19 protein-coding genes and 3 pseudogenes are annotated in these 25567 nt (G+C 48.0%); 12 read left to right on the top strand and 10 right to left on the bottom strand.

Annotated elements, in window-relative coordinates; genetic code table 11:
* Positions 1–10 precede the first annotated feature (10 nt).
* Positions 11–1459 carry a nitrogenase molybdenum-iron protein alpha chain gene (nifD, locus tag ACKQAD_RS08075; RefSeq protein WP_409159681.1) on the bottom strand — a complete coding sequence of 483 codons (1449 nt, stop codon included), beginning with the start codon at positions 1457–1459 and terminating at the stop codon, positions 11–13.
* 57 nt (positions 1460–1516) lie between these two features.
* The gene (nifH, locus tag ACKQAD_RS08070; RefSeq protein WP_409159680.1) at positions 1517–2482 is read right to left on the bottom strand and encodes a nitrogenase iron protein; all 966 of its coding nucleotides are present in this window, start codon (positions 2480–2482) and stop codon (positions 1517–1519) included.
* A 396-nt stretch (positions 2483–2878) separates the two neighbouring features.
* On the opposite strand from nifH, the gene nifJ reads away from it, so the two are divergent.
* The gene (nifJ, locus tag ACKQAD_RS08065) at positions 2879–6391 is read left to right on the top strand and encodes a pyruvate:ferredoxin (flavodoxin) oxidoreductase (protein WP_409159679.1); all 3513 of its coding nucleotides are present in this window, start codon (positions 2879–2881) and stop codon (positions 6389–6391) included.
* A gap of 415 nt (positions 6392–6806) precedes the next feature.
* Here nifJ and ACKQAD_RS08060 read toward each other — a convergent pair.
* From ACKQAD_RS08060 to gcvA, 3 genes and pseudogenes are all read right to left on the bottom strand, one after another.
* Positions 6807–6929, bottom strand: a pseudogene (locus ACKQAD_RS08060) (hypothetical protein); the annotation flags it as partial.
* Positions 6904–7727, bottom strand: a pseudogene (locus ACKQAD_RS08055) (IS30 family transposase); the annotation flags it as partial. The pseudogenes ACKQAD_RS08055 and ACKQAD_RS08060, both read right to left, overlap by 26 nt.
* A 195-nt stretch (positions 7728–7922) precedes the next feature.
* On the bottom strand, positions 7923–8831 hold the full coding sequence (gene gcvA / locus ACKQAD_RS08050; protein WP_409159678.1) for a transcriptional regulator GcvA: 909 nt from the start codon (positions 8829–8831) through the stop codon (positions 7923–7925).
* A gap of 119 nt (positions 8832–8950) precedes the next feature.
* Between gcvA and ACKQAD_RS08045 the strand changes: the two genes are divergently transcribed.
* The 3 genes and pseudogenes from ACKQAD_RS08045 (at position 8951) to ccdA (ending at position 10806) form a co-directional block, all read left to right on the top strand.
* Positions 8951–9838: a DMT family transporter gene (locus tag ACKQAD_RS08045; RefSeq protein ID WP_409159677.1), complete on the top strand. Its 888-nt coding sequence runs from the start codon at positions 8951–8953 to the stop codon at positions 9836–9838.
* 182 nt (positions 9839–10020) lie between these two features.
* A pseudogene (locus ACKQAD_RS08040) lies at positions 10021–10401 on the top strand (helix-turn-helix domain-containing protein); the annotation flags it as partial.
* Between the two features lie 192 nt (positions 10402–10593).
* Positions 10594–10806, top strand: coding sequence for a type II toxin-antitoxin system antitoxin CcdA (ccdA, locus tag ACKQAD_RS08035; protein WP_409159676.1), 213 nt, complete (start codon positions 10594–10596; stop codon positions 10804–10806).
* Between the two features lie 119 nt (positions 10807–10925).
* Here ccdA and ACKQAD_RS08030 read toward each other — a convergent pair whose 3' ends face one another.
* On the bottom strand, positions 10926–11396 hold the full coding sequence (locus ACKQAD_RS08030) for a FidL (RefSeq protein WP_409159675.1): 471 nt from the start codon (positions 11394–11396) through the stop codon (positions 10926–10928).
* On the bottom strand, positions 11383–12156 hold the full coding sequence (locus tag ACKQAD_RS08025) for a winged helix-turn-helix domain-containing protein (protein ID WP_409159674.1): 774 nt from the start codon (positions 12154–12156) through the stop codon (positions 11383–11385). Before ACKQAD_RS08025 ends, ACKQAD_RS08030 begins: the two co-directional genes overlap by 14 nt.
* A gap of 686 nt (positions 12157–12842) precedes the next feature.
* Here ACKQAD_RS08025 and ACKQAD_RS08020 point away from each other — a divergent pair.
* From ACKQAD_RS08020 to ACKQAD_RS07990, 7 genes are all read left to right on the top strand, one after another.
* Positions 12843–13391, top strand: a complete 549-nt coding sequence (locus ACKQAD_RS08020; protein ID WP_409159673.1) for a fimbrial protein — start codon at positions 12843–12845, stop codon at positions 13389–13391.
* 205 nt (positions 13392–13596) lie between these two features.
* Positions 13597–16020, top strand: a complete 2424-nt coding sequence (locus tag ACKQAD_RS08015; RefSeq protein ID WP_409159672.1) for a fimbria/pilus outer membrane usher protein — start codon at positions 13597–13599, stop codon at positions 16018–16020.
* A 37-nt stretch (positions 16021–16057) separates the two neighbouring features.
* Positions 16058–16807, top strand: a complete 750-nt coding sequence (locus tag ACKQAD_RS08010; protein ID WP_409159671.1) for a fimbrial biogenesis chaperone — start codon at positions 16058–16060, stop codon at positions 16805–16807.
* Positions 16808–16825: 18 nt separating this feature from the next.
* Positions 16826–17860 carry a fimbrial protein gene (locus ACKQAD_RS08005; protein ID WP_409159670.1) on the top strand — a complete coding sequence of 345 codons (1035 nt, stop codon included), beginning with the start codon at positions 16826–16828 and terminating at the stop codon, positions 17858–17860.
* A 17-nt stretch (positions 17861–17877) separates the two neighbouring features.
* Positions 17878–18447, top strand: a complete 570-nt coding sequence (locus ACKQAD_RS08000; protein ID WP_409159669.1) for a fimbrial protein — start codon at positions 17878–17880, stop codon at positions 18445–18447.
* Between the two features lie 480 nt (positions 18448–18927).
* Positions 18928–19584 (top strand): RraA family protein, encoded by a 657-nt coding sequence (locus tag ACKQAD_RS07995; protein ID WP_409159668.1) that lies wholly within the window; start codon positions 18928–18930, stop codon positions 19582–19584.
* A gap of 126 nt (positions 19585–19710) precedes the next feature.
* On the top strand, positions 19711–21057 hold the full coding sequence (locus ACKQAD_RS07990) for an MFS transporter (protein WP_409159667.1): 1347 nt from the start codon (positions 19711–19713) through the stop codon (positions 21055–21057).
* A gap of 52 nt (positions 21058–21109) precedes the next feature.
* On the opposite strand, the gene ACKQAD_RS07985 is transcribed toward ACKQAD_RS07990, so the two are convergent.
* Together ACKQAD_RS07985 and ACKQAD_RS07980 are read right to left on the bottom strand one after the other, a co-directional pair.
* Positions 21110–22006 carry a LysR family transcriptional regulator gene (locus ACKQAD_RS07985; protein ID WP_409159666.1) on the bottom strand — a complete coding sequence of 299 codons (897 nt, stop codon included), beginning with the start codon at positions 22004–22006 and terminating at the stop codon, positions 21110–21112.
* Between the two features lie 135 nt (positions 22007–22141).
* Positions 22142–22504 carry an AAA family ATPase gene (locus ACKQAD_RS07980; protein WP_498044229.1) on the bottom strand — a complete coding sequence of 121 codons (363 nt, stop codon included), beginning with the start codon at positions 22502–22504 and terminating at the stop codon, positions 22142–22144.
* 338 nt (positions 22505–22842) lie between these two features.
* Here ACKQAD_RS07980 and ACKQAD_RS07975 point away from each other — a divergent pair, with 338 nt between their 5' ends.
* Positions 22843–23205 (top strand): hypothetical protein, encoded by a 363-nt coding sequence (locus tag ACKQAD_RS07975; protein ID WP_409159665.1) that lies wholly within the window; start codon positions 22843–22845, stop codon positions 23203–23205.
* Positions 23206–23321: 116 nt separating this feature from the next.
* Here the strand turns inward: ACKQAD_RS07975 and fhuE are convergent, their stop codons facing one another.
* Positions 23322–25535, bottom strand: coding sequence for a ferric-rhodotorulic acid/ferric-coprogen receptor FhuE (gene fhuE / locus ACKQAD_RS07970; protein ID WP_409159664.1), 2214 nt, complete (start codon positions 25533–25535; stop codon positions 23322–23324).
* Positions 25536–25567 lie beyond the last annotated feature (32 nt).

Genomic DNA, 25567 nt, shown 5'->3' with positions numbered 1-25567 from the left:
AGGATAAGGGTTAGGCCGATTTCAGCCACGGAGCTGTCAGTTCACGCCAACTGGGGTTATTCAGCGTCATGTCCATGTCACGGGCAAAAATGGCGAAACCGTCATAGCCGTGGTACGGACCGGAATAATCCCAGGAGTGCATCTGGCGGAAAGGCACCCCCATCTTTTGAAAGATGTACTTTTCCTTAATGCCGGAACCGATCAAATCGGGTTTCAGCGCCTTGACGAAGGCTTCCAGCTCATAGCTGCTGGCATCATCAAACAACAACGTACCTTCTTTCAGTTCTGGCAGCGTGCGGTCGTAGTCGTCGTTATGGCCAAATTCATACCCTGTACCAATAATCTCCATACCGAGATCTTCATAAGCACCGATGATGTGACGTGGACGTAATCCCCCGAGATACAGCAGTACCCGGCGACCTTCCAGACGCGGACGGTATTTGGCGATAATGGCATCCGTTTGCGCCTGATAGCGGTCAATCACCGCTTCGGCGTTCTGCTTGATGGTGTCATCAAATTGACTGGCGATTTTGCGCAGCGATTCGGCGATCTTGGTCGGGCCGAAGAAGTTGTATTCCATCCAGGGAATGCCGTGCTTCTCTTCCATATGGCGCGAGATGTAGTTCATCGAACGGTAGCAGTGCACCAGATTCAATTTCACGTTGGGCGTATTTTCCATCTCTACCAACGTGCCATCACCGGACCACTGCGCCACCACGCGCAATCCCATCTCTTCGAGCAGAATACGCGATGCCCAGGCGTCACCACCGATGTTGTAGTCGCCAATAATCGCCACGTCATAAGGCGTAGACTCAAAGGGTTTACCTTCACGGTTATCCAGCACCCAATCGCGGATCACGTCGTTGGCAATGTGGTGACCGAGAGATTGCGATACGCCGCGGAACCCTTCGCAGCGCACCGGCACCACCGGTTTACCGATCGCTTTACGGCTGGCATTCGCCACGGCTTCGATGTCATCACCAATCAACCCCACCGGGCATTCCGATTGAACTGAGATCCCTTTGCTTAACGGGAACAGCATTTCCAGTTCTTCAATCAGTTTGGTGAGTTTCTTGTCACCGCCAAACACGATGTCCTTTTCCTGAAAATCCGAGGTGAAGTTCAGGGTGCCGAAGCTGTTCACACCGCTGACCCCGGTGTAATAGTTACGGCGTCCGGCACGGGAATATTGACCGCAGCCAATCGGGCCGTGCGAGATATGGATCATATCCTTGATGGGGCCAAACACCACGCCTTTGGAACCGGCATAGGCGCAGCCGCGTACCGTCATCACCCCCGGTTGCGATTTACGGTTAGATACCAGACATTTCCCCACGCTCTCCTGCGCGGGGTCGGTGACCATCATGTGTTTTTTACGATCTTTTCGCGCTTTCTCAGGGAAAACCTCCAGCACTTCCTGGATAATTGCCTGATTGCGTTCACGGGTTGCGTTTGTCATTTCACTGTTCCTTCTGCGTCAGGGCCCCCACAAACGGGGGGTGACGCCGTTGAGCGATCAGGCCGCATTCTCTTCGGCAGCGGTTTTACCGATGATGCTGGTGTCTTCCTCTTCCATGATGCCGAACTCCATCAGCAGTTCTTCCAGTTCATCCATCGTGCAAGGCACTGGGATGACTTTCATGGTGTTGTTAACAATCTTCTGTGCCAGCGTGCGATATTCATTCGCTTGATTACAATTCGGGTCGTACTCAATGACCGTCATACGGCGAATTTCTGCACGTTGTACGATGTTGTCGCGTGGTACAAAGTGAATCATTTGGGTGCCGAGTTTTTCCGCCAATGCAATGATCAACTCATCTTCACGATCGGTATTACGCGAATTACAAATCAATCCCCCCAAACGCACCTTACCCGTCTTGGCGTATTTCACGATCCCTTTGGAAATGTTGTTAGCGGCATACATCGCCATCATTTCACCAGAGCAAACGATGTAAATTTCCTGCGCTTTGTTCTCACGAATTGGCATGGCAAAACCGCCACATACCACGTCGCCTAGCACGTCGTAGAACACAAAGTCGAGATCGTCTTCATAAGCGCCTTCGTCTTCCAGGAAGTTAATGGCGGTGATGACTCCGCGCCCTGCACAGCCCACGCCAGGCTCCGGGCCACCGGATTCAGCACAGCGCACATTGCCATAACCGATTTGCAGTACGTCTTCCAATTCGAGGTCTTCAACTGATCCCACTTCTGCTGCCATTTCCATAATGGTGTTCTGCGCTTTCGCGTGGAGGATCAAACGCGTGGAGTCCGCTTTCGGGTCACAACCGATGATCATGACCTTCTTGCCCATTTCCGCCAGTGCGGCGACCAGATTCTGAGTGGTGGTGGATTTGCCAATCCCCCCCTTGCCATAAATGGCACATTGACGCAAAGCCATGATTGCTTCTCCTGTTTCGGGTTGAAGGCGTGTGGTACGCCGAATGTGTTGAACTCCCTCTGTTGCAGGGAACGTACCATCCATGCCAAAACAGGTAATGCATTGAAAATATTGAATTTGAAAGAATGAGCCCTGCCAGAGAGAAAACAAACACAAGACAAAGGGCAAACCAATTGTTGTAAAACGAACAATCGCGACCTAAGAGGAGTGACAAGGCTGTTTTAAGTGACAAGCACGACAGTTTGTTGGCTGCACGACAGGATGTGGCCCTTTCTGTCTTATTTCATGCAATTTTCCTTCATTACACACGACGAAAATTGCAAAGAAGAATGCACAACACATTAAATTAAAACATCTTTTTATCTTCATACGGAAATGGCACAGGGTGTGCTTCAAGCCTCGCTGAAACGGCGAATTGATGGCGCGCCTGCTGCTAAGCCGCCACGTAAACACCCGCGCCACACCAATGAGGAAGCCCGCATGAGCAGAAAAATGAAAACGATGGATGGAAATGCCGCCGCTGCATACATCTCTTACGCCTTTACCGACGTGGCGGCCATCTACCCTATCACCCCTTCCACGCCGATGGCGGAAAACGTGGACGAATGGGCCGCACAGGGTAAAAAAAACCTGTTCGGCCAGCCAGTACGCCTGATCGAGATGCAATCTGAAGCGGGAGCGGCAGGTGCGGTACACGGTGCGTTACAAGCCGGAGCACTCACTACCACCTATACCGCTTCACAAGGGCTGTTATTGATGATTCCGAACCTGTATAAGGTCGCCGGCGAGTTGTTACCGGGTGTGTTTCACGTCAGCGCCCGCGCATTGGCAACCAACTCACTCAACATTTTTGGCGATCATCAGGATGTGATGGCCGTTCGTCAAACGGGCTGTGCCATGTTGGCAGAGAGCAGCGTACAGCAAGTGATGGATCTGTCTGCAGTAGCGCATCTTACCGCCATCAAAGGACGCGTACCCTTCATCAATTTCTTTGACGGCTTCCGTACTTCCCATGAGATCCAGAAGATTGAAATGTTAGAGTACGATGAGTTGGAACCGCTGCTGGACCGCGACGCGCTCAACCGTTTTCGCCGCAATGCCTTGAACCCCGATCACCCGGTGGTGCGTGGCACGGCGCAAAACCCGGATATCTACTTTCAGGAACGCGAATCCGCCAACCGTTTTTACGACGCGCTGCCTGCCATGGTGGAACGTTACATGGCAGACATCACCCGACTTACCGGACGTGAATATCACCTGTTTAATTACTACGGCGCGCCCGATGCTGAACGGATGATCGTTGCCATGGGGTCGGTGTGCGAAACCATTCAGGAAACGGTGGATTATCTCAATCAGCGTGGCGAGAAAGTGGGACTGCTGACGGTGCATTTGTACCGCCCGTTCTCGCTGTCGCACTTCTTTGCGCAGATCCCGGATTCGGTACAGCGTATTGCCGTGCTGGATCGCACCAAGGAACCTGGCGCACAAACGGAACCGCTGTGTCTGGATGTGAAAAATGCCTATTACCGTCACGCTCAGCCGCCATTGATCGTCGGTGGCCGTTACGGATTGGGCGGCAAAGATATTCTGCCAACGCACATCGTGTCTGTCTTTGAGAATCTTACCCGCCCACTGCCGCAGGATGGCTTTACTGTCGGCATCACCGATGATGTCACCCACACCTCACTGCCGCAGGCCAGCGCAGCGCTCAATGTAGCGCGCGTCGGCACCACCGCTTGTAAATTCTGGGGGCTGGGATCGGACGGCACGGTTGGCGCCAACAAAAGCGCCATCAAGATTATCGGCGATAAAACGCCGCTTTATGCGCAGGCCTATTTCTCCTATGACTCGAAGAAGTCGGGCGGGATCACCGTCTCTCACTTGCGGTTTGGGCAAAGCCCGATCACCTCGCCCTATCTTATTCATCACGCGGATTTTATTGCCTGTTCGCAACAAAGTTACGTTGAAAAATATGACCTGCTGGCCGGATTGAAACCGGGTGGGACTTTCCTGCTGAACTGCACCTGGACGCCGGATGAGTTGGCGCTAAAGTTGCCCACAGCCATGAAGCGCTATCTGGCCCAGAACCACATTCGCTGCTACACCCTTAATGCAGTGCAGATTGCTCAGCGTCTCGGCCTGGGCGGGCGCTTTAACATGATTATGCAGGCTGCCTTCTTCAAGCTCACCAACATTATTCCCCCAGAAACCGCCGCCGACTATTTAAAAAGCGCGGTAGTAAAATCCTATGGCAGTAAAGGTCCGAAGGTGGTGGAGATGAACCACGCCGCGATCGATCAGGGCATGCAGGCGTTGGTGGAAGTGGCTATCCCCGCGGTGTGGGCCACGCTCCCCGATGACACTCGCCCTCCCACTCACGCCGTACCCGATTTTATCCGTCAGATTCTGGAGCCGATGAACCGCCAGGAAGGTGATACGTTGCCCGTCAGCGCCTTTATCGGCATGGAAGATGGCACCTTCCCACCCGGTACGGCGGCCTATGAGAAACGCGGCATCGCCATTCAGGTTCCCGTCTGGCAGCCGGAAGGGTGTACCCAGTGTAACCAGTGCGCTTTTATCTGCCCGCATGCGGCTATCCGTCCGGCGTTGTTGAATGAAGAGGAGCGCGCAGCAGCCCCGGTTTCCTTGCTGAGCACCCCGGCGCAAGGGGCCAAAATCATGGAGTACCATCTGTCCGTATCGCCGTTGGATTGCTCCGGCTGCGGTAACTGCGTGGATATCTGCCCATCGCGCGGTAAATCGCTCACCATGCAGCCGCTGGAAAGCCAACAGCATCAGGTTGGATTGTGGGAACATGTGCTGACGCTCTCGCCCAAGGCCAATCCGTTTAGCAAAACGACGGTAAAAGGCAGCCAGTTTGAAACGCCGCTGCTGGAGTTTTCCGGGGCCTGCGCCGGTTGCGGAGAGACGCCGTATGCGCGCTTGCTGACGCAACTGTTTGGCGATCGCATGCTGGTAGCTAATGCGACAGGCTGCTCGTCGATCTGGGGCGCAAGCGCACCGTCAATCCCTTACACCACCAACCATAAGGGTCAAGGTCCGGCCTGGGCCAACTCATTGTTTGAAGACAACGCCGAATTCGGTTTGGGGATGTTACTCGGCAGCCGAGCGGTACGTGCGCAGTTGGCAAGCGATATTCAAACCTCACTTGCGCTTCCTATCACGCCAGCATTGCATACTGCGCTCACCGATTGGCTGGAGCACAAAGAACGCGGGGACGGTACGCGCGGGCGGGCTGACACGGTTATCGCCCTGCTGGAGCAGGAGCACACCACCTCACCGTTACTGACGCGCATCTACCAGAACCGTGACTATCTGCCTAAACCGTCGCAGTGGATCTTCGGTGGTGACGGCTGGGCCTATGATATTGGCTATGGCGGGTTAGATCATGTGCTGGCCTCAGGGGAGGATATCAATGTGCTGGTATTCGATACTGAGGTGTACTCTAACACGGGTGGCCAATCGTCTAAATCCACGCCGGTAGCGGCTATCGCCAAATTTGCCGCAGAAGGGAAACGCACGCGCAAGAAAGATCTCGGCATGATGGCCATGAGCTACAGCAACGTTTATGTGGCGCAGATTGCCATGGGAGCGGACAAGGCACAAACGCTGCGCGCTATTGCCGAGGCGGAAGCCTGGCCGGGTCCATCGCTGATCATCGCCTATGCAGCCTGTATCAACCACGGGCTGAGCGTTGGCATGGGATGCAGCCAGCGCGAGGCAAAACGCGCGGTGGACGCTGGCTATTGGCATTTGTATCGCTTTGATCCACAACGACAAGGTAACGGTAAAAACCCGTTTGTGCTCGATTCGGACGAGCCGGAAGAAGATTTCCAAGCGTTCCTAATGGGAGAAGTGCGCTACGCATCACTAAAACGACAGCATCCAACCTTAGCAGACAGCTTGTTTGAACAAACTGAGCAGGATGCCAAAGATCGTTTTGAACGTTATCGGCGGCTAGCGGAGGGTTAAGCTGTCATGGGAGATGTCCTAGTATAGTGGTAACGACCCATTTGCTATTTATTCTTATACTCAATGTTGGCCGAGCCCCATCCGTCAACAGACGGATGGGGCATACTATAGAGAGAAACCGTCTGTTGCTTTTAACTGATCGGCATGACATCGAAAGTATGTTTTCTATTTTTAATTTTAAGCAGCGAGTTGATGAATTCCCGCCATAAACTGACGGGTAGTATTTAACAACAACACAACATGTTCTGACTCATCCCTCATCCACCCAATTGCATCATCCATTACATCACGGTAATCAGAGGCATTCGGGCGTTCAGGATCATTGACCTCTGAATCGCTACGGGTTCAACAGACACCTCAAAGTCATTTAGAATGGCTTAAAAATGAGGTGCCCATGAGCGGTAAGCGTTATCCCGACGAGGGCTTTGCTGTAAGAGCTCGAGTTGGTGATTCTGAACTTCTGCTTTGCCACGGGACTGCCTGTGTTGTCAGGATGATGCGTGATCTGATCCTGCGATTGAGCAAAAGTTCGATCTATTCAACAAAGCCCCCAGCATAACAAAGTGGGAATGGCGTTCCACAAGGGTAACAATATAGGCGTTTTTTGGCCCCTGAATCAGGTCTCCCAGTGGCCGGGTATGGCTCTGTCTACAACTTCAGGTGGTCTTTCGCTGATGGGTATCGCATCTGGAATTGAACCTAATTCTTTTCCCTTTAAGCGATGATGTTCTGGATTTACGCACTGCTCTTCCGCTTCTGAGGCATTGCTGTAGTTCTTTTTTCATGCTCCCCAAGTTTGTATAAAAAGCGTTTTATAAATCGTTTCGTGTGACACATGCATTTCCTGATTATCTGAATAACAGCCTTTAAGCCAACCGGCGATTTGTTCCGGCGACCAGTCCTGATGCATCTTCTCTGCAATGAGTTTACACAATGCGGGGCATCCAATTAGCTTGCAAGGTTTTGGTCTCAGGGCACGGTCCCACGCGTCCTTATCCGCTTTTGCAGCACGGTATTGTTTTTCACCTCCATGCCTTTTGATCTCTCGACGAATAGTTGAGGCGGCTCTCGATAATTTGTTTGCGATCTCCCTGATGCTAATTTTTGCTACCAGCTCTCTGGATATTTCCTCTCTTTCATCGAGCGAAAGCGCTAACCAGTGCCGCTTTCGGACAGGAGGACGATACCCACCAGTCTGGTGGGTAGTGGGCATAATAGAAGAATGATATCTATCGAACATTCTGGCGATATCATGCAGGGAGTCACCTTGCTTATATCTGTCCCAGATAATCGCATTCTGTTCTGGCGTGTAGTAAATGCGCGTTCTTCGTTTCATGGCAATATCCCCCTTGTGTAAGGATAGCGTTGCATCGACCCGTTGAACTCACAGCAAAATGCGGACGTAGCATTATTATGAGGATATATTTAAATCACTTTCGTGCTTGATAGGTGCATTTCTGCCGGAGATATTTGCGGAGCTACCGAAATACACAATAAGTGACTGAACCGGAATAAACTTCTTTTTCCTATATTATCTATGTCTTGCTGAATATTCATTTCCGTCTGCTGCTGCTATAAGTGTTATCCAGTCGCGAAACCGGCGACTTATCTTCTGCAATATAGCGGACTCATCATACACCAGATAGTACGCAATCGGTGAATCAACCGCTATTCCCAGCGGGTTAATCAGCAAGCCTCTTTCCAATTCTTCGCGCACAAGAGCATGGCGAACAAGCGCGATACCTTTACCTGCGATAGCTGCCTCAATCACACCATTGGAATCAACAAAAACGGGACCGATGTCAGTATTTGCATCGGCAATACCCTGCGCCCGAAACCAGACGGCCCAGTCAAGTCGATGCTCATCATGCAGCAGCGTGTATCCTGTCATATCAATCGGTGATGAAAGTTCGTTTTCCGGTGCAATCAATCGGGGACTACAGATTGGGAGAAGCCTGTCATTCACCAGGCACTCAGACTCCATTCCAAGGTAATGACCAGCACCGTGCCGAATAGCGAAATCAATCCCTTCAGATAGAAAATCAACCCGCCTGTTGGTTGTACTGATTTGCACCTCCACGCCCGGGTTAGCTTTTTCAAATGCAGGCAACCGTGGCAACAACCATTGAACGGCAAACCCACTTGTGCAACTGACCGCTACTTTGTTTGCATTTCCCTCATTCATTAAGCGTTGTGTTGCTTCTGCTATCTGGCGAAAAGCGGGCCGTATTGCCTGCAGATAGATGCGCGCCTCGGTTGTCAGTTCAAGACGGCGAGTGCTGCGAATGAACAACCTGATGTTAGTCATACTTTCCAGTTTTGCAATCTGCTGGCTGACAGCGCTTGACGTCACACATAACTCTTCGGCTGCCGCTTTCATACTCATGTTTCTTGCCACAGACTCAAAACACATAAGTGCATGTAAAGGTGGGAGTTTCATTATCAGTCATGTTTCGTGAGTTAGAAAATCTTAAGTATAGAAGAAAATCTTGTTTGTTGGCATTTCTGACATGGTTCACAGTTTCGTTGTTACTTCCCCTTCAATAATAAGGAACTGTTATGCGTGTTGCTGATTATCTCCGGTTACTCCTGCTTGCCGCTATCTGGGGGGCGAGTTTTCTTTTTATGCGCATAGCCGTACCGCAGTTTGGTGCCATTAATACTGCTTTTTTACGAGTATTGTTTGGATTTGCAGGCCTCGCGGTCATTCTATGTATGTTTAAATCCTCTTTTGATTTTAAAGATAAATTCAAATCATCAGTAATGCTTGGCGTAATTAACTCCGGGCTACCCTTCCTGATGTATTGCCTCGCGGCAAAATGGCTACCTGCAGGATATTCAGCTATTTTGAATGCAACAACGCCTTTAATGGGAGCGCTCGTTGGCTTTTCATGTTTTGCGGAAAAACTGACAGTCCGCAAATGGGTTGGTGTATTCCTTGGGCTTGTCGGCATCACCGTGATCACAACAATCGGTGAGGCGCAGTATGCGGACAAGCAAATTGCCGGTGTTATTGCATGCCTAATAGCAACCAGTTGTTATGGGGTCGCCAGTTTTCTGACACGAAGCTGGATTTCAAACAAAGGTGGTCTCGATCCTAAAATCGTCGCCTTCGGTAGCCAGATGGGGGCATCTATTTTTCTGCTGCCTTTTTTTATATGGAGCACCAGCACTGGCCCTGCTGTTAATTGGCTACAGCAAGAGGCATGGATAAGTGTCCTTGCAGTAGGAATGATCTGCACTGCATTTGCTTACATTCTGTATTTTCGCCTGATTGCCGATGTCGGGCCGTTACGTTCACTAACAGTAACATTCTTAATCCCTCCGTTTGGCGTTTTATGGGGATACATGGTGCTTGGCGAAACCATCAACAACGGTTTTATTATGGGGGGAGTAATTATAGGTGTTGCTGTCTGGATGGTTGTCAGCCCGGAAAAGATTAATTAGCTGTAAAGTGTGAACAGTAAAAATAGCGGGATTTCATACCTTGGAAACCCAAAGAAATGAGGTTTAAAGTTAAATAGCTTCGCCAAATAGTAGATCCCTTTAAGGGAGCTCAGTTCGAATTGTGCGATCTGATCAATCGCCAAAAAGAAACAAATCCCCCCGAACTGAGCGCGAACTGAGCGATGCCGATCATAGCAGCCATCCCTGATGAAGAACGACGACTAATGCGTAAAGAAGACCAACAGACACGCGATAAAAACCATTCCAGACGACTCATCGCCATACTGATGCGGCATCGGGGAATGGCCGTCACCGACGTCGCCAGACTGCTCTGCGCCGCTCATTCATCCGTTGGAAGATGGATAAATGAGTTTACTTCACATGGTGTTGAAGGACTACAAAGCCTCAGACCTGAACGAGCACTACGCTGATCCGTCGCGGATATCCTGCATATTCTGCTGCTTCTGGTTCAGCATTCTCCTCAGGAGGTTGGCGGCAGAAAAAAGCGTTATGATTTATTTATCAATCTTTTAGAGACATTACAGCGGACATATAGGCGAGCGTTTCCCCCCGAGGGAAACCGAGCAAGCCGAGTGCGCCGAATAAATTTTTCCGCCCCAGCGAGCAAAAAGATGCGCCCACGCGTCGGGTTTATACGTTTGATGAATTGAAGCGGTTGGAGTTGAATGCTGGCTAATTTTCGAACAATCACGCGAAGTATATACTCAAAGTACACATAAGAGAGGAGCACTATTATGAAACACCGCGTTAGCGTGGACAAAGACAATTATCAGGTTCTGAGTGCTGCCGGAGTCAATATTTCCGGTTTGGTGAACGATGCTGTTGGCAAAGCAGCCCGCCGCATCAAGGCTGAAGAGTGGAAGAGGGAAAACCGTGAAGGGATGGAAGAAGTCGCCCGATTTGTCGCACAGAATGGCTCCTTTGCGGATGAAAACAGGAGTTGGTGATCATGCAATTCATTGTTTATGAGTACAAAAGAGCCATTCAGAATGAAAACTATCGAGAACCGTATCAGACTCGGTTTTCGATAGTCTTTTAATGTGTGCTCAAGCCATTCCTACAGGCATTAATCGCGGATATTACACGCCATCTTCGATTGGACGGTGCTAATCAGATAAGCATGCTTCGTCAGCATTTCGAACTGGATAACATCATTTTCAGCCAATATGGGGATCGCATCATTGGGGGCTTTGTCATTGATGTTCTTGTTTATCAGGATATTGTGCACTATTAGTCTGTTCCCCTCCCAAGCGGAGTCAAAACTGAATGTCCGCCGAATCGTCAGCGGCACGCCATCCTCTCCGAGGTAAAAACCGTTGACTAAAGCCAGCGATCTATTTTTGTTATTTAGATAAACATAGACGTCATATTCCGTTCTGAGACGTTGCTCTTCTGAATAAAAAGCGACCTCTCCCTGACATATCAGCGGTTTTTTGTATAAATTGCTTTTTAAATAAAAAATAATCCCCAGGAAAAATGAAATAAAAAGCACCACCGTGGTGAAAAAAATTTTTTTTCTGACTTTAATTATTAACATAAGTTATACATTCCTTCCCATCTTTCCTGCAGGAAATAACAACCTCACTCTTTTTATCCAACATTTCAGATATAACGATTTTTTTCGACAGAAAGAACAATATATTATCTGAACAGAGATTCTCATAGTCGACGGGAAGAGGATAACCAACGCTATCATATAAATAAAACAAATCACATTTCCCACTCATCTTCACGTCGACAAGAGGCCGGTACGGAAAACGATTGATGTTCTCCAGCGCGAGTAGAAAAATCCCGGCTATCGTAACCCAGATGAGAAGGAACATGATGTATTGCTGCTTTTTTACGGGTTCAGGAATGCTGTGATGCTCTATAGAAAACGACGTTTCCCCTTCATCGACATCTTCTTCAATTTCATCTTCAACCTCCAGATTTAACTTTTCTTTCTCTTTTTCCTCCTCACTCATTACTGGATAGTGAGTTATGCTTTTAGCGTTAAAAATAATACCCATTTTAGGAATAGTCACAATCGAATCTGAAAGGTCAAATTCGCGCAATACTTTCCTTAGGAGAGAAAGGTAGTTGTTGAGATTATTGAGAGAAGGACAAAGTGCGTGTTTTTCTAATGCTTCCTTTAACAAAAAATCGCGGCTTAACGTGATTCCCTGATTCTCGATTAGCAAGCAGAACAATCGAGAAACTGGTAAACTCAAAGAGATTGCTTCGTTTTCACGTTCTATCCATGCTAGCGTTCCATCTTCCTCATTAAAAATTATTAAATCATTGATCAAATAAACCATACGACCTTTTCCATCAAGATTAAGAGACGTTATCGTTTTTATTTTCAGCTTGATAGATACGATATTTTTTAATGAAAATACCTACAGAATGGTCTGAAAATAGCACTCTACCAAAACAACCGATACGTTACCTATAAAATCGAAATCAATTACATGGTTCAGAAAGCTCTATATCAGCCAAGGATAAAAACTTATTCATTTATTGTCAAAGGTTATTTGACATTCGTTTAAGTCCCTACCTAAAAAAGGAATTCCATTATTTTTATAAAAAGACAGATGCTTTTCCGCCATCACCACACAAACCAGGGAATACAAAATAACATACTGAATTAACATGATTTATATCTAAATTGATATTTTTACCCTTTACTCTCCCCTGAAAACGCGAAAACACACACCAGAATAAAAAACTAAATAATTGTAAATTTAAAACATTTAATCTAAATAAAAATATTCAAAACAATATATTTGACTGAAAAACTCACCATAACTACTATTCACTCGTTCCAGAGCAATCTGGTTTGGCGAGCTGATAAATATATTGCACGTGAAAGGCAATCGACTATCAACCAACCAATAGTGTTATTACAAAAGAAAAAAAACGGATCCGTTGTGTGTGAGTGCGGAACACACTCATGCATAGGATTCATTCTTTAAATTATTGAGTAGTCAACAGAGAGCACGAGATGAAATTATCAAAGATTGTACTGACATCCCTGATCCCCGTGGTATTTTCCTTCGGAGCCAATGCCGTAGACACACATAACGGCTCGGTGACATTTAAAGGAAAAATTATTGATACCCCCTGCTCTATCTCTCAGGAAGATCTGCATCAAACGATCGAATTTGGCGAAATCAGTAAAACGGTGTTGGAAAACGGCGGCACCTCAGACATTAAGCCATTTGATATCACATTAAAAGATTGCAGCCTGGATACTGCCACCAGCGCCGTAATTGTTTTCTCCGGCGGCGTAGCTTCCGGCACCAATAATGAGCTGCTGGCATTAAACGGCAGTGCTGGTGGTGCAGGTATTGCAGTAGAACGCGTCGGTGAAAAAATCAAGTTTGATGGAACAACACCCGCAGTTGCCGCAACACCGCTGGCAAATGGAGACAACATTTTCTCCTTCACTTCTTATGTAACCAAGCTCCCTACTCCACAGGAGGGTGAAGCACCTGTAGTAACTACTGGTTCTTTCGCCAGCACCGCTAACTTTGTCGTGTCCTATCAATAAATATTGATCGGCTAGCCACAAAGTATGGGGAAACAAACGGGGAGACATCCTCCCCTTGCACCTTATTCATTCATGTCGGCTGACATGAATGAATAACCACAACGCGACATCTACTCAACCACATATTCCTATGGCAATGAAGAATATAACGCGCAAAGAAAAAATAAAACCGGGCCTCTTTTACTGTAGCGTTTTTATTTTTTCTTTGGGTACAACATCGATCAGTGCAACGGAATTTAACGTTGACGTACTGGATGTCGATGAGCGTAGTGACATTGATCTTAGCCACTTCTCCGATCCCGAATACGTTACGCCAGGGACTTATCTTTTATCGATAAAGTTGAACTCACGTGAAATCCAGCAGCAGATGATCCGCTACCTACCACAAGACGATACGCATTCTCGGCCAACAGTCTGCCTCTCGCCGGAACTCGTCGATAAGCTTGCACTAAAAACAGAAGCACGCAAAAAGACGGTGTTATGGAATAACGGTCAGTGTGTCGATCTGACGCCGATTGGGGGCGTTAAGATTTCTAACCAGATCGGTATGGGAACGCTGAATATCACTATCCCTCAGGCGTGGTTAGCATATAGCGATCAAAACTGGATTCCGCCCGAACAATGGGATCACGGCATCGGCGGCGCGCTGTTGGACTACAATCTGGTCGGGAATGTACGTCGAGATACCAATGGAAGAGGCACATCACACTCTCTCAGCAGCTACGGCACCACAGGGTTCAATCTGGGTGCCTGGCGCTACCGTGCCGATTACCGCTATTTCATGCGAAAAACGCGTGACTCGAATCGAGATCATTTCTCTTGGGATCAGTTTTACGCCTATCGTCCGTTACCAACCATATCAGCCGATCTCAAGCTGGGTGAGATGTATTTCAGCAGTAACCTGTTCGATAGCTACCGTTTCACTGGGCTGTCACTAGCGAATAACGAAAGTATGCTTCCCCCTTCGCTACGAGGGTACGCGCCTGAAGTGCGTGGTGTCGCCAAATCAAACGCGACGGTGACGGTTACGCAAAATGGTCGGTTGATCTATGAAACCACCGTACCTGCTGGCCCCTTTGCGATTCAGGATATGAAAAACGGCGTGAGTGGTACGCTGGATGTTACCGTGACGGAAGAAGACGGAACCGTAACCAGATTCCAGACTGAATCAGCCAACTTGCCTTATCTGACACGGCCGGGACATGTTCAGTACAAACTCGCCGCCGGTAAACCCTCGAATACCGATCATCGTTTGCAAGGTCCGGCGTTTTCTGCGGCAGAGGCCTCATGGGGGCTATCTAACGCGTGGTCGGTGTACGGTGGGAGTATTTTGTCCGATGGCTACCAGTCCTGGTCAGCAGGCATCGGAAAAAACCTCTACCTGCTGGGCGCGCTGTCCGCTGACGTCACACAGTCACGCGCGACGCTTCCAGACATGCCCTCTTCTCAAGTAGGACATGCATTTTCACTCAACTGGTCTAAATACTTCAATTCGATCGATAGCCAGATTAGCTTCGCAGGCTACCGTTTTTCAGAAAGAACGTATATAAGTATGGCGCAGTATCTCTATGCTCGTAATCTCGACAACAGCTATCGCAATGAAAAAGAGCGCTATACCCTTACGCTCTCAAAAAATTTCTCGTCGCAGGCCTCATCTTCATTGCTGAATGGGCTATCGACCTATGTCACCTATACACGCCAAACCTACTGGAATGAAGTGCAGCAGGATCGCTACGGTATATCACTTAACAAGTATGTTGATATCGGCGAAATTAAAGGCATCGCGGCGAATTTATCGGCCTACCGAACCGAATTCAACCACCGTACCGATGACACGTTATATCTGAGCTTTTCTATTCCCTTCAGAGAGAAAGATCGCCTGAGCTACAGCATAGGACGCTATAACGACAGTAATACTCAAACGCTGACCTATTTCAATAACACAGATCCGCGTCGTACCTGGAACCTGAGCACACGATACGACAGTAAGGAACATACCTATCTGAGCGGTAACTATACCCACCTGGCACCGATGACTGATGCCTCTGTGGGCGTCGCCTGGCAACAAAATCGTTATACCTACCTGAACGGTTCACTGCGTGGCGGCATTACCGCAACTCGTCACGGCATCGCAGCCCATCCGAAAGGCTATCAAGGTGGTACTCGTATCATGGTCGATGCCGATCAGGCTGGCGTGCCTTTCACTGGCAGCCAGGTTGAGACTAACCGCTACGGCCTGGCCGTGATTGCCGGCACCAGCAGTTACTACGATGTATCAACCCGCATTGATGTACAGAAATTGCCGCAGAATATCGAAGCGATGACGACGGTGGTACAAGGCACGCTGACCGAAGGTGCGATTGGCTACCGCAAATTCGACGTCGTTAGCGGAGCAAAAATCATGGCGCATGTCGCGCTGGCCAACGGTGTATTTCCCCCGTTTGCCGCGCAGATCAAAAACCAAAAAGGCCGTGACGTCGCGATGATCACAAACGGCGGGCAAGCCTATATCACAGGTGTCTCGCCTGATGAAACGCTATCCGTCATCTGGGAGGGAAGCACACAGTGTTCCCTCACCCTACCTGCGACCTTAAATCACCTTGATGCGCTACTGCTTCCCTGTAAATAAGTGGCACGAAGAAATAGAAAAGTCTGGAGAGTATGTTATGAAACACACATTTTTTCGGCAAGCAACAGGATTCCTCGTCGGCTGCCTGTTTGTGCTGCCCTCGGCCTATAGCGCCCTGAGCCTCGATCGCACCCGCGTTATCTTTAACGATGAGGAACAGTCCGCGACGGTTATGCTGATGAACCAAAACGCGGAAAATCCATTTCTGGCGCAGTCCTGGCTAACAGACGATAAGCACAATAAAGTGAATACGCCGCTAATGGTGCTGCCGCCGTTACAGCGCATCGAAGCGAAAGGATATAGCCTGATCCGTCTGGTCAAGACCGAGCAAATCAGCCAATTGCCCGCTGACCGCGAATCGCTGTTTTACCTTAACGTCCGGGAAATCCCGCCCAAATCAGAAAAGCCCAATGTGCTACAGATAGCCATTCAGTCCGAAATTAAGGTGTTCTTCCGTCCCAAAGGGGTAAAACCAGCCAAAAACGACATATGGCAGGAAAAACTGATCATCAGAAAAACCGGAAACACGTTTCAGGTAGAAAATCCAACACCCTACTACATCACAGTAAGTGACATCCTGAAACAGCCTAAAGCCTCTCAGACACCCCCTACCAGCCTGTTAAAAGGGAAAGCTTTTATGGTAGCACCACGAACAACGCTGCCAGTTGAAGTCAGTGATGGAGCAACCCATCGCTTCTATCTCTACTACGTCAACGACTACGGCGGTCATGTGGAGTTGCCTTTTACTTGCGCACAAAACCAGTGCCAGCCTGTTATCCATAAATAAATTGCAGGGGTAATTACCATGCCTTGGTTCGTTACGCGTAAATATCGCTATAGCACTCTCTGTGCTGCGCTCTTTTTCGGTTTAACGGCGTTTAACGCCAGCGCGCTGGAGTGTCGGTTGGGTTCCGTGACAGGTCCGGTTAACGATTATGATGACGTTGGCACACTAAAGATCCCGGCAACATTGCCTATTGGCAGCCGCCTCTGGACGTCAAAATCCTATACTCGTAGCCTGGCCTGCTGGGCGTATTACTCCGTAGAACCGCAAGGTGAGATGTCCTATTTTTATCCTAATCCTGAAGGCAAAGTCATCGCTCAGGGGGTGGGTATTGGCATCATCTATAACGGTCAGGATCTCGGTGTCATTACCAATGGCGGCAGCACCGCCTCACGCGTGTCCACAGGGCAATGGATCCAACCGGGTCCCAGTGGCTCACAGCCCCCCACTACCCCAAGCATGATGAATGTTACGGTACAGCTCTATCTCGAAAAAACGGGCGAGATCACCGATACCGCAGTGGGCGAGGATGCGCTGCGCGTCTTCCAAATCGACGGTGAAAGAGGCATCAATGCCAAACCCGACAGTAACTATGGCTTAACCCTGTCAGGACTACACGGCATCGAAATTATGCAATGCGCCGCTAAAATCAACGTTTCACCCGACAGCTATGTTGACTTTGGTACGGTCAGAGCATGGGCCGGTACGGAAGCGAATGCGTTAGCGCAAACGGAATTCAGCGTCAGAGTCTCGACCGACGGCGGAGAAGACTGCGGCAAGGGATTCGATCTGGACATCAACTTTGATGCCTCTGCGCGTGGAAATCCACTCGTCGGGATAGACGGCATGAATATGGGGAATGGTGCCACGCTGAAAATCGAAGATACGCGCAACGGCAATAACGTGGTGTTTAACCAGTTCATCAGTCTGGTTGAGGGCCTGACAGCATCGAACGGCGTGATTGAACGGCGCTATACGGCCCGGCTCTACGCCTCCGGCCCCGCAGTGGTAGGCGATACCGAGAAAAACATTATTCTGCGGTTTAATTATCATTAATCCATGAGATCGCAACGATGATAAACAATAATAATACAGCAATAAAAACCCGACCATGCCGTGCGTTGCTTGCCTTTACACTCAGCCTCCTGACGCTTCCGTCGGGTGTGTCCATCGCTCAGCAGGTATCGTCAATGGACGGCCATGAAGTGACGTTTCACGTTCTCGTCGTCAACGCCGCCTGCAATGTGAGTGCGGATAGCAAAGCGATTGTGGTGGATATGAGTGAAGTCTCTTCGCGCTATTTAAAGGCCAATCGCTACGGCGAATGGCATGACTTCGCGATTAACCTCACGGACTGCAATCTGGATACCTACCAAAACGTCACCATCCGCTTTTCAGGAAAAGAAGAGCCGCTCTTGCCCAATCGGCTGGCGCTGGATGCTTCATCTGGAGCCAAAGGCATCGCGATTGGCATTTATCAACGCGATAAACTACTCGGCATCAATAACAGTTCGGATAGCATTGTGCTGCAAAGCGGGGATAACAGCATTCCCTTTTCAGCCCGCATCGAAAAGATACGCGATGATCTGATTCAGTCTGGTGATTTCATGGCAACGGCGAACTTCACCTTAAGCTACCTATAGCGGATTAAGGGGAAAAGCCAAGGCCGTCATGTTCTTTACCCAACACTGGCGGCTCAGCCATTGGTTCTACGACAACACATAAAAAACGACTCAGCAATCACACAATCAGCAGCCTGTTTCATCAAAAAACTATATTTTATCGTTTAAAAAATAATTTAATCACCTGTATCTAATAGATTTATCAGAAATCCTCCCTCACTGTCTTCATGCTCACTGCCACTACGTTAAGTTTTTCTTAAACTTTTTTAAATAACGCCATATTGAGTAATTCCCCGTAATCACTATCATCACAATCAAGAATGAAACGGAAAATAGAAAACGATCCAATTATATGTCGAGCTTTTATTATCGATAAAAAAACGTCGCCAAGAATATAACAAATATCGATTCAAATAAAATCGAAAAACCGTTTACCTACGCGTGTAAATCAATCACTCACGCGTGCTCAATATCGAAAAAAATACCAAAATAGGAAATATCATGTTAAATGAAAAAGAAGAATTGAATATCGAGTGGATTGAAAAATTAAAACGCCTGGGAACGGCAACCATCTATGAAGCACAAGGGGCTACAGGAGCGCTGGATTCCTGTATCAAACCGCTGGCGCGAGGTATGAAATTCGTCGGTCCTGCGATGACATTACAGATGAGACCTGGCGACAATTTGATGATTCATTATGCCCTACCTCACGCTAAAAAAGGTGACGTGCTGGTTATCAACTGCGATGGATTCACTGGTGCAGGCATATGGGGTGATGTGTTAACCGCACAGGCGCAAAATATTGGGCTTGCCGGGCTGGTAGTCAATGGAGCAGTAAGAGATAGTGATGCCATCATTGAGTCAAACTTCCCCGTATTTGCCAAAGGTCTCTCTATTCGTGGTACAGAGAAGAAACAGCCGGGAAAAATGAACGAGTCAATGCTTATCGGTGACTGCATAATTCATCCCGGCGACATTATCGTCGGCGATTCAGATGGCCTTGTCGTCATAGAGAGAACACGTCTGGAAAACGTTATGCACCTTTCTGAAATGCGCGAGCAAAAAGAGAGTGTCTATAAAGAAAAAATATCACAGGGTTCATCAACCGCTGAATTAATGGATCTCACCAGCACTTTTAAAAATCTTAACCTGAGATAACAACATCGACATGGCATCATGGTTTATGCCTGTCAGAAACAGAAAACAGCCATAACTAAAAAACCATAAAAACTCAAAACAGATTAAAAACAAACACTCACTTATTTTATAAGCAGGTGAAAAAAAATGAAAAATATAAAAAACAATAGTAAATTTCGTTGGGTTGTTACAACATTAATTTTCTTCGTGTACACCATTGCCGCAGCGGATAGAGCCAACATCGGGGTTGTTTTACCTTTTATCCGTAATGATTTTCATATGTCTAATACAGAAGCTGGTGCCTTAGCAAGTTTATTCCTGCTCGCTTACGCAATAGCACAAATCCCAAGCGGTTTTTTGTATTCAAAATTTGGCGTGAGGAAAATCTTTTCCCTTTCAATGATCATGACCTCAATCGCAACGGGTCTGGTGGGTTTCTCTACCTCCATTCTCGGTCTTAAAGTTTCGCGCTTTATTCTGGGGCTTGCGGAAGGTCCATTGCCCATTGGTATAACATCAACGATCAATCGGTGGTTTCCTTCTCGTGAAAAAGGTATCGTCACCGCCATATTTCTGTCCGCTGCGAAATTCGGCCCCGTGATTGTTCCACCGATTTGTGCCTTTATTCTTTATCACTATAGTTGGCACTACGTTTTCTATTTCTTCGCGATTCCCGGTATTTTTCTTAGTGTTATCTGGTATTTGCTTGTTCCCAACACGCCACAGGAAAGTCGCTTTTGTTCCGAAAAAGAAATCGCATTAATTCAAGAACGAGATACGACTTCCACACTATCACCTACAGTCTCTAAAGAAAAAATCGTCACTGCCCGCAACTTCACATTACTGGACAAGTTGATCCGTGCCAGAAAGGTGAAGCTGATTGATAATTCCAAAAGCATCTTCCGTTCCTGGAATATTCTTGGCAGCACATTGGGCTATTTCTTCATGATGGGGATTGTGAATGTGCTCCTTGCCTGGATCCCGACCTATTTAATGAATGAGAAGGGATTTTCCATTATCAAAATGGGTATGCTGGCTTCAGCACCGTGGATTGGTGCCGTTATTGGCAATATTATTGGCGGCTGGTGCTCAGACCGTATTCTCAATAAACGCCGGAAGCCGTTAATGATGTTATCTGCCATTGCAACAGTCATCATGATGGTGATCCTCATCAATGCGCCAGATAACCCGATGATTCTTGGCCCGCTACTTTTGCTGACGGGAATCCTTTTTAATCTCGGTTTTTCGGCCTACATGGTCTATCCCATGTCGCTGACGACCAAAGATGTTTTTCCGGTTGCGGGAGCGTTAATTAATACCGGAGGCCAGTTAGGTGGGGCGGTATGTCCTTTAATTGCGGGATACTTGCTCGATCATTACACATGGGGGCATGTTTTCGGATTCATGGCGCTAGGTTCTTTCTTATGTTTGCTTGTTCTTTTCACCATTTCTGAACCGCTATCTGACGATCAAATAGGGCAAAAAACGGCCTAATTATCCTATCATTAAGGTACAAGGATGTGCCTTTAGCCAAAACCAGCCGTGCTCAACCCGAGATCGTCTTCATCGTTTTAATGAAATTAATAATATTCGGGTTCAGATTCTTCGCGTTATAAACGGCATAGATGTAACTCAAGCATTTAAAATCTTCGATCGGTAGGAAAAGAACATCCTGGCGATTATTCGGAATCGTTGATCTTCCAACAAGTGTGACGCCTAACCCAGCCCCAACCAATGCCAACGCAGAATGTATTTCAACGGTACGATGAGCAACCGCAGGCTGCACGCCATACTCCACAAATTTATCCTGAATTCGCATGGCATAGCTGCTTTTGGGATCGCTCGGAAAAATAATAAAGGGCGAATTGCAAAAGTCTCGCAGCGTAATGAAATTCTTTCGGCTCAGATAGTGATTAATCGGAATTGCCGCCACGAGGGGATCAATCAAGATCAGTTCGCGCGATAGTTCCTGTCCGTTCATCGACTCGTTGATATCCATTTCACGAGTGAAGCCAATATCAATAGATTGTGTTGATAACAGGTCAGCCTGATATTCAGAAAGCACCTCTTTTAGGGTGATACTAATATGGCCGTGCTTTTCCGAAAAAAGTTTGATCGTTTCAGGGATAAGGTTAAACATCACCGAACGGACAAACCCCAGGTTAAGGTTCACAGACGCCGTGCTAACATACTGCAATGCATCCCTTTCGAGTTTGTCAAAGTTGAATATCACTTCATGAGCTTTGTTAAAAAGAAACTCGCCCAGCTTTGTCAGCGTAATTGGCCGAGAAGTGCGGTTAAATAGCTCACCATTCAACTCTTTTTCCAGCGACGTAATTTGCAGACTGATTGCAGCAGGAGCAAGAGAAAAAACCTTCGCGGCCTGGCTTATTCCCCCAGCTTCAACCACTTTACAGAAATAACGCAATTGTTTGATATTCATGGTTCGCTATCCTCTACCGATTGTTTGGTATGTTATCAGCATAACGCGGATAGTGGTTTCCTTTTAACAGCCACATTAGCCCTTTTCGATAGCATAAAACGGCATGTCATCGATTCCCCGAAGCGATGTTAACCCCTACTCCACCATTAGCTCGCGCAGCATACGCTCAGGATTATTCAGGAAAGCACGCGTGACTTGATAGTGCTCCGTGTCCTCATACGCGACCTGCTGTATTCCCTCTTCACTAAACTGAAAGATAGTGGCATCGGGGTACGCCATCAGAATCGGAGAATGGGTTGCGATCACAAACTGCGATCCTTCACGAATAAGTTCATGCATACGGGCGATCGCAGCCAGTTGTCTGCTGGGCGACAGCGCCGCTTCCGGTTCGTCAAGCAGGTAAATCCCTTCTTTGCCAAAGCGATTAAGGTAAACCTCGAATGAGGCCACCTTTTCATGTGCAAGTGCGATTCGGCTAATGTATTGCGTTGAGATCATTCGCAGTCTTCCTGACAGGTAATGATGATGGATAGCATGTTTTCCCCATTACCTTAGCAAACGAATAACAAGCGTCAATGCCTGACGCTTATCCCCTCATCTACAGGTCATATTGTGTATTACCCTACTTACAATTAAGTTTATTTAACATGCAAAAAAAACATATCAACACTTAACATAATTAATAATGTTAGCAATCGATTATTTATCTGCAAGGCATGAAAAATACACACAAAAAAAATTAATTAAGGGAGAATAAAATTACACAATTCGTAGACACAAAAACCACCGCTGGAAAAGTATTCCCCGCATCATGACAGTGGCTTACCAGAGGTAGCATGAGTGAATGCGGCACGATAAAAATCAATTTCCTCAGTAATTACAGCGCCAATATCCCTATCGCAGTCAATATTCATCACGTTGCTTTTAATGCAGCGGTAGATATTAACCTGCTTGATAAAAATCTCAATGCAACATTTGGCTCTGCAACCGTCAGTTTTGACGGTATTTCAGCAGAGAATATTCGTTATCATGAAGAAAATTCCAATAAGCTGCATAATTACAAAAGCGGAAATGCTTTGTTCCTGGATAATTTAACGTATCAGGGGCTTAATGTCCAACTGCAACTGTGGCCAGTTGCAGATAAAACATTATCCTATATTCAAATCCCAATACTGTCTTTCTGGTTATCCACAGGTTAATTAGCAACACATTCCTCGTTCATTGATGAGATGAACGAGGCAACATAATTAAAACACACGTAATATGACATCGACATGTTGAACCAATACGTAATTCATCAGCTCAAAATATCAACTTAGAAATTATAGTTGACGGTCACGGAGACGTGACGCGGCGTACCATACACGGCATAAGGTGCAAGGTAGTCATAGTACTCTTTATCAAACAGGTTGTTGATATTCGCCTGCACCGCCAGTTGTTTGTTCACCTGATAGCGGCCAAACAGGTTAACCAGCGCGTAGCTGCCCTGATCGACGCGCAGCGTGGTGTTTTGCGGGCCTGAACCTTCCTGCCAGATGCCATTTTGCCAGTTCACGCCGCCGCCAACGGTTAAATCCGGCAGCGTTGGCAATTGGTAGCGGGTAAACAGCTTGAACGATGTGCGGGGCTGTTCTGGATTGACCGACTTACCGTCCTGATCGTCAACAACATAGCGCGAACCGCCAAACGTCATTTGCAGGTTGTCCGTCACCGCGCCGTTAACTTCAAATTCAATCCCTTTACTGACGACACCATCGACTGAACGGTAGGCAAATTCTCCTCCACCGCCGGGAATCGCGATCCCTGTTGATTGCCCCACGTTATCCTGCTCAATGCGGAAAACAGATACCGACGCCGTCAGGCGGCTGTTATACCAGTCCCCTTTAATGCCCGTTTCATAGTTTTTACCTGTCGTCGGAGACAAATATTTTTTATTCATATCTTTCTGCGTTTGCGGTTGGAAGATATCGGTGTAGCTGGCATACGCCGACCAGGTATCGTTAATGTCATATATCAGACCCACATAAGGCGTCACACGATTGTTGCTGGTATCTCCCGTCGAACCAATGATGCTCCAATCGGTATAACGCGCGCCTGCAATCAAATGCAGCGGATCGGCCAGAGATAAGCGGGCCGTGGTATAGAGCGATTTTTGGCGCGTGGTTGAGTGCTCATAGTCCACCCAGGGACCCCAAGATGGATCGGCAATGTTGCCATTCCAGTTATAGTAATTGCCCATACCTGCTGAGCTAATCGTGGATTGCGTGTTATAGAACTGGCTACGTTGTCGGTTGTAGCTGCCACCGATCACCAGTTCATGCTGGCGCCCCAGTAGCTCGAACGGGCCGGAGGCATAGGTATCGATCGCATCAACTTTACGGGTGCCCTTATTCCATCCACCGTAAGCACCGACATCATTACCATACGGATCAACAAGCAGCCCCGTATCTTTATCTGGAAAACCATTGACATACATCAGCTTGGAATCGAAGTTGGTTTCGCCATGCGTCCCACTCATGCGCACCTGCCAGCCGTTATCAAAACGCTGAGTCAGATCGGCAAAGACTTTTCTCGACGTTTTATCGGAGTAGCTCCAGTTCGGTGCGGAGTTAAATTTGTTCCCAAAATTCGTCGAGCTGCCATCGGTAAACCATGTTGGCAACCCCCCCCAGGTTGGGCGATCTGTATTGTGTTCCTGATAGTCATAACCAAGCGACAGCGTGGTTGAATCAGTCACATCGGCATCGATCACGCCGTAGAGGAATTTTTTGCGGCTGTGGTAACGATCAAGCCAGGTGTCGTTATCCTGATAGCCCGTAACCACGCGCCCGCGAACATTGCCGGATTCGGTCAGCGGCGCAGACAGATCGGCTACTATCCTCTGTTTATCCCACGAGCCGTAGCTGCCGGATACAGAGCCTTTGAATTCGCGACTGTCCGTATGCTTGCGTATCATGTTTACCGCAGCAGAAGGGTTACCTGTCCCCGTCATCAACCCGGTCGCTCCGCGCACGACTTCGATACGATCATAGATCGCCGTGTCCGAGCCAGAATCACCAAAGTCCCAGATTTCGTTCACCACCGTCGGAATACCGTCGAACAGATAGTTAGTGATACGGAAACCGCGAGCGAAATACGTCACGCGTTCGGAGTCGATAATTTTAGAGGATACGCCGGTCGTGTTCGCCATGACCTCACCAATCGTTTGCAATTCCTGATCTTCGATACGCTGCTGACTGATAACGCTCACCGACTGCGGGATATCACGCGGCGTCAACGTCATCTTCGTTCCGGCATTAGTCACTTTCACGCTGTAATCCTGCGGGTCGCTGACCTCTGCGTTGGCATGAGCATTCGCGCTGACGACGAGCGTATCGCCTGAGGCAGGATTTTCTTCGGCAACGACTTGAGCAGGCAGGAAAGAGGTGGAAATCAACAGGGTAAGAAGAGAGACGCCGAATGGTTTTGCTCCGGCCAGCGAAGAATCACAAACGCGTGTTTTTTCCGCGCGAGTAACGCCAAAAGACATGGTATATCCTCGGTTAACTGGTGATGATTTTG

The sequence above is a fragment of the Pectobacterium artocarpous genome (assembly GCF_046159765.1).
Classification (GTDB): domain Bacteria; phylum Pseudomonadota; class Gammaproteobacteria; order Enterobacterales; family Enterobacteriaceae; genus Pectobacterium.
The sequence above is the reverse complement of the archived record's forward strand: the minus strand, read 5'-3'. Positions and strand labels throughout refer to the sequence as shown.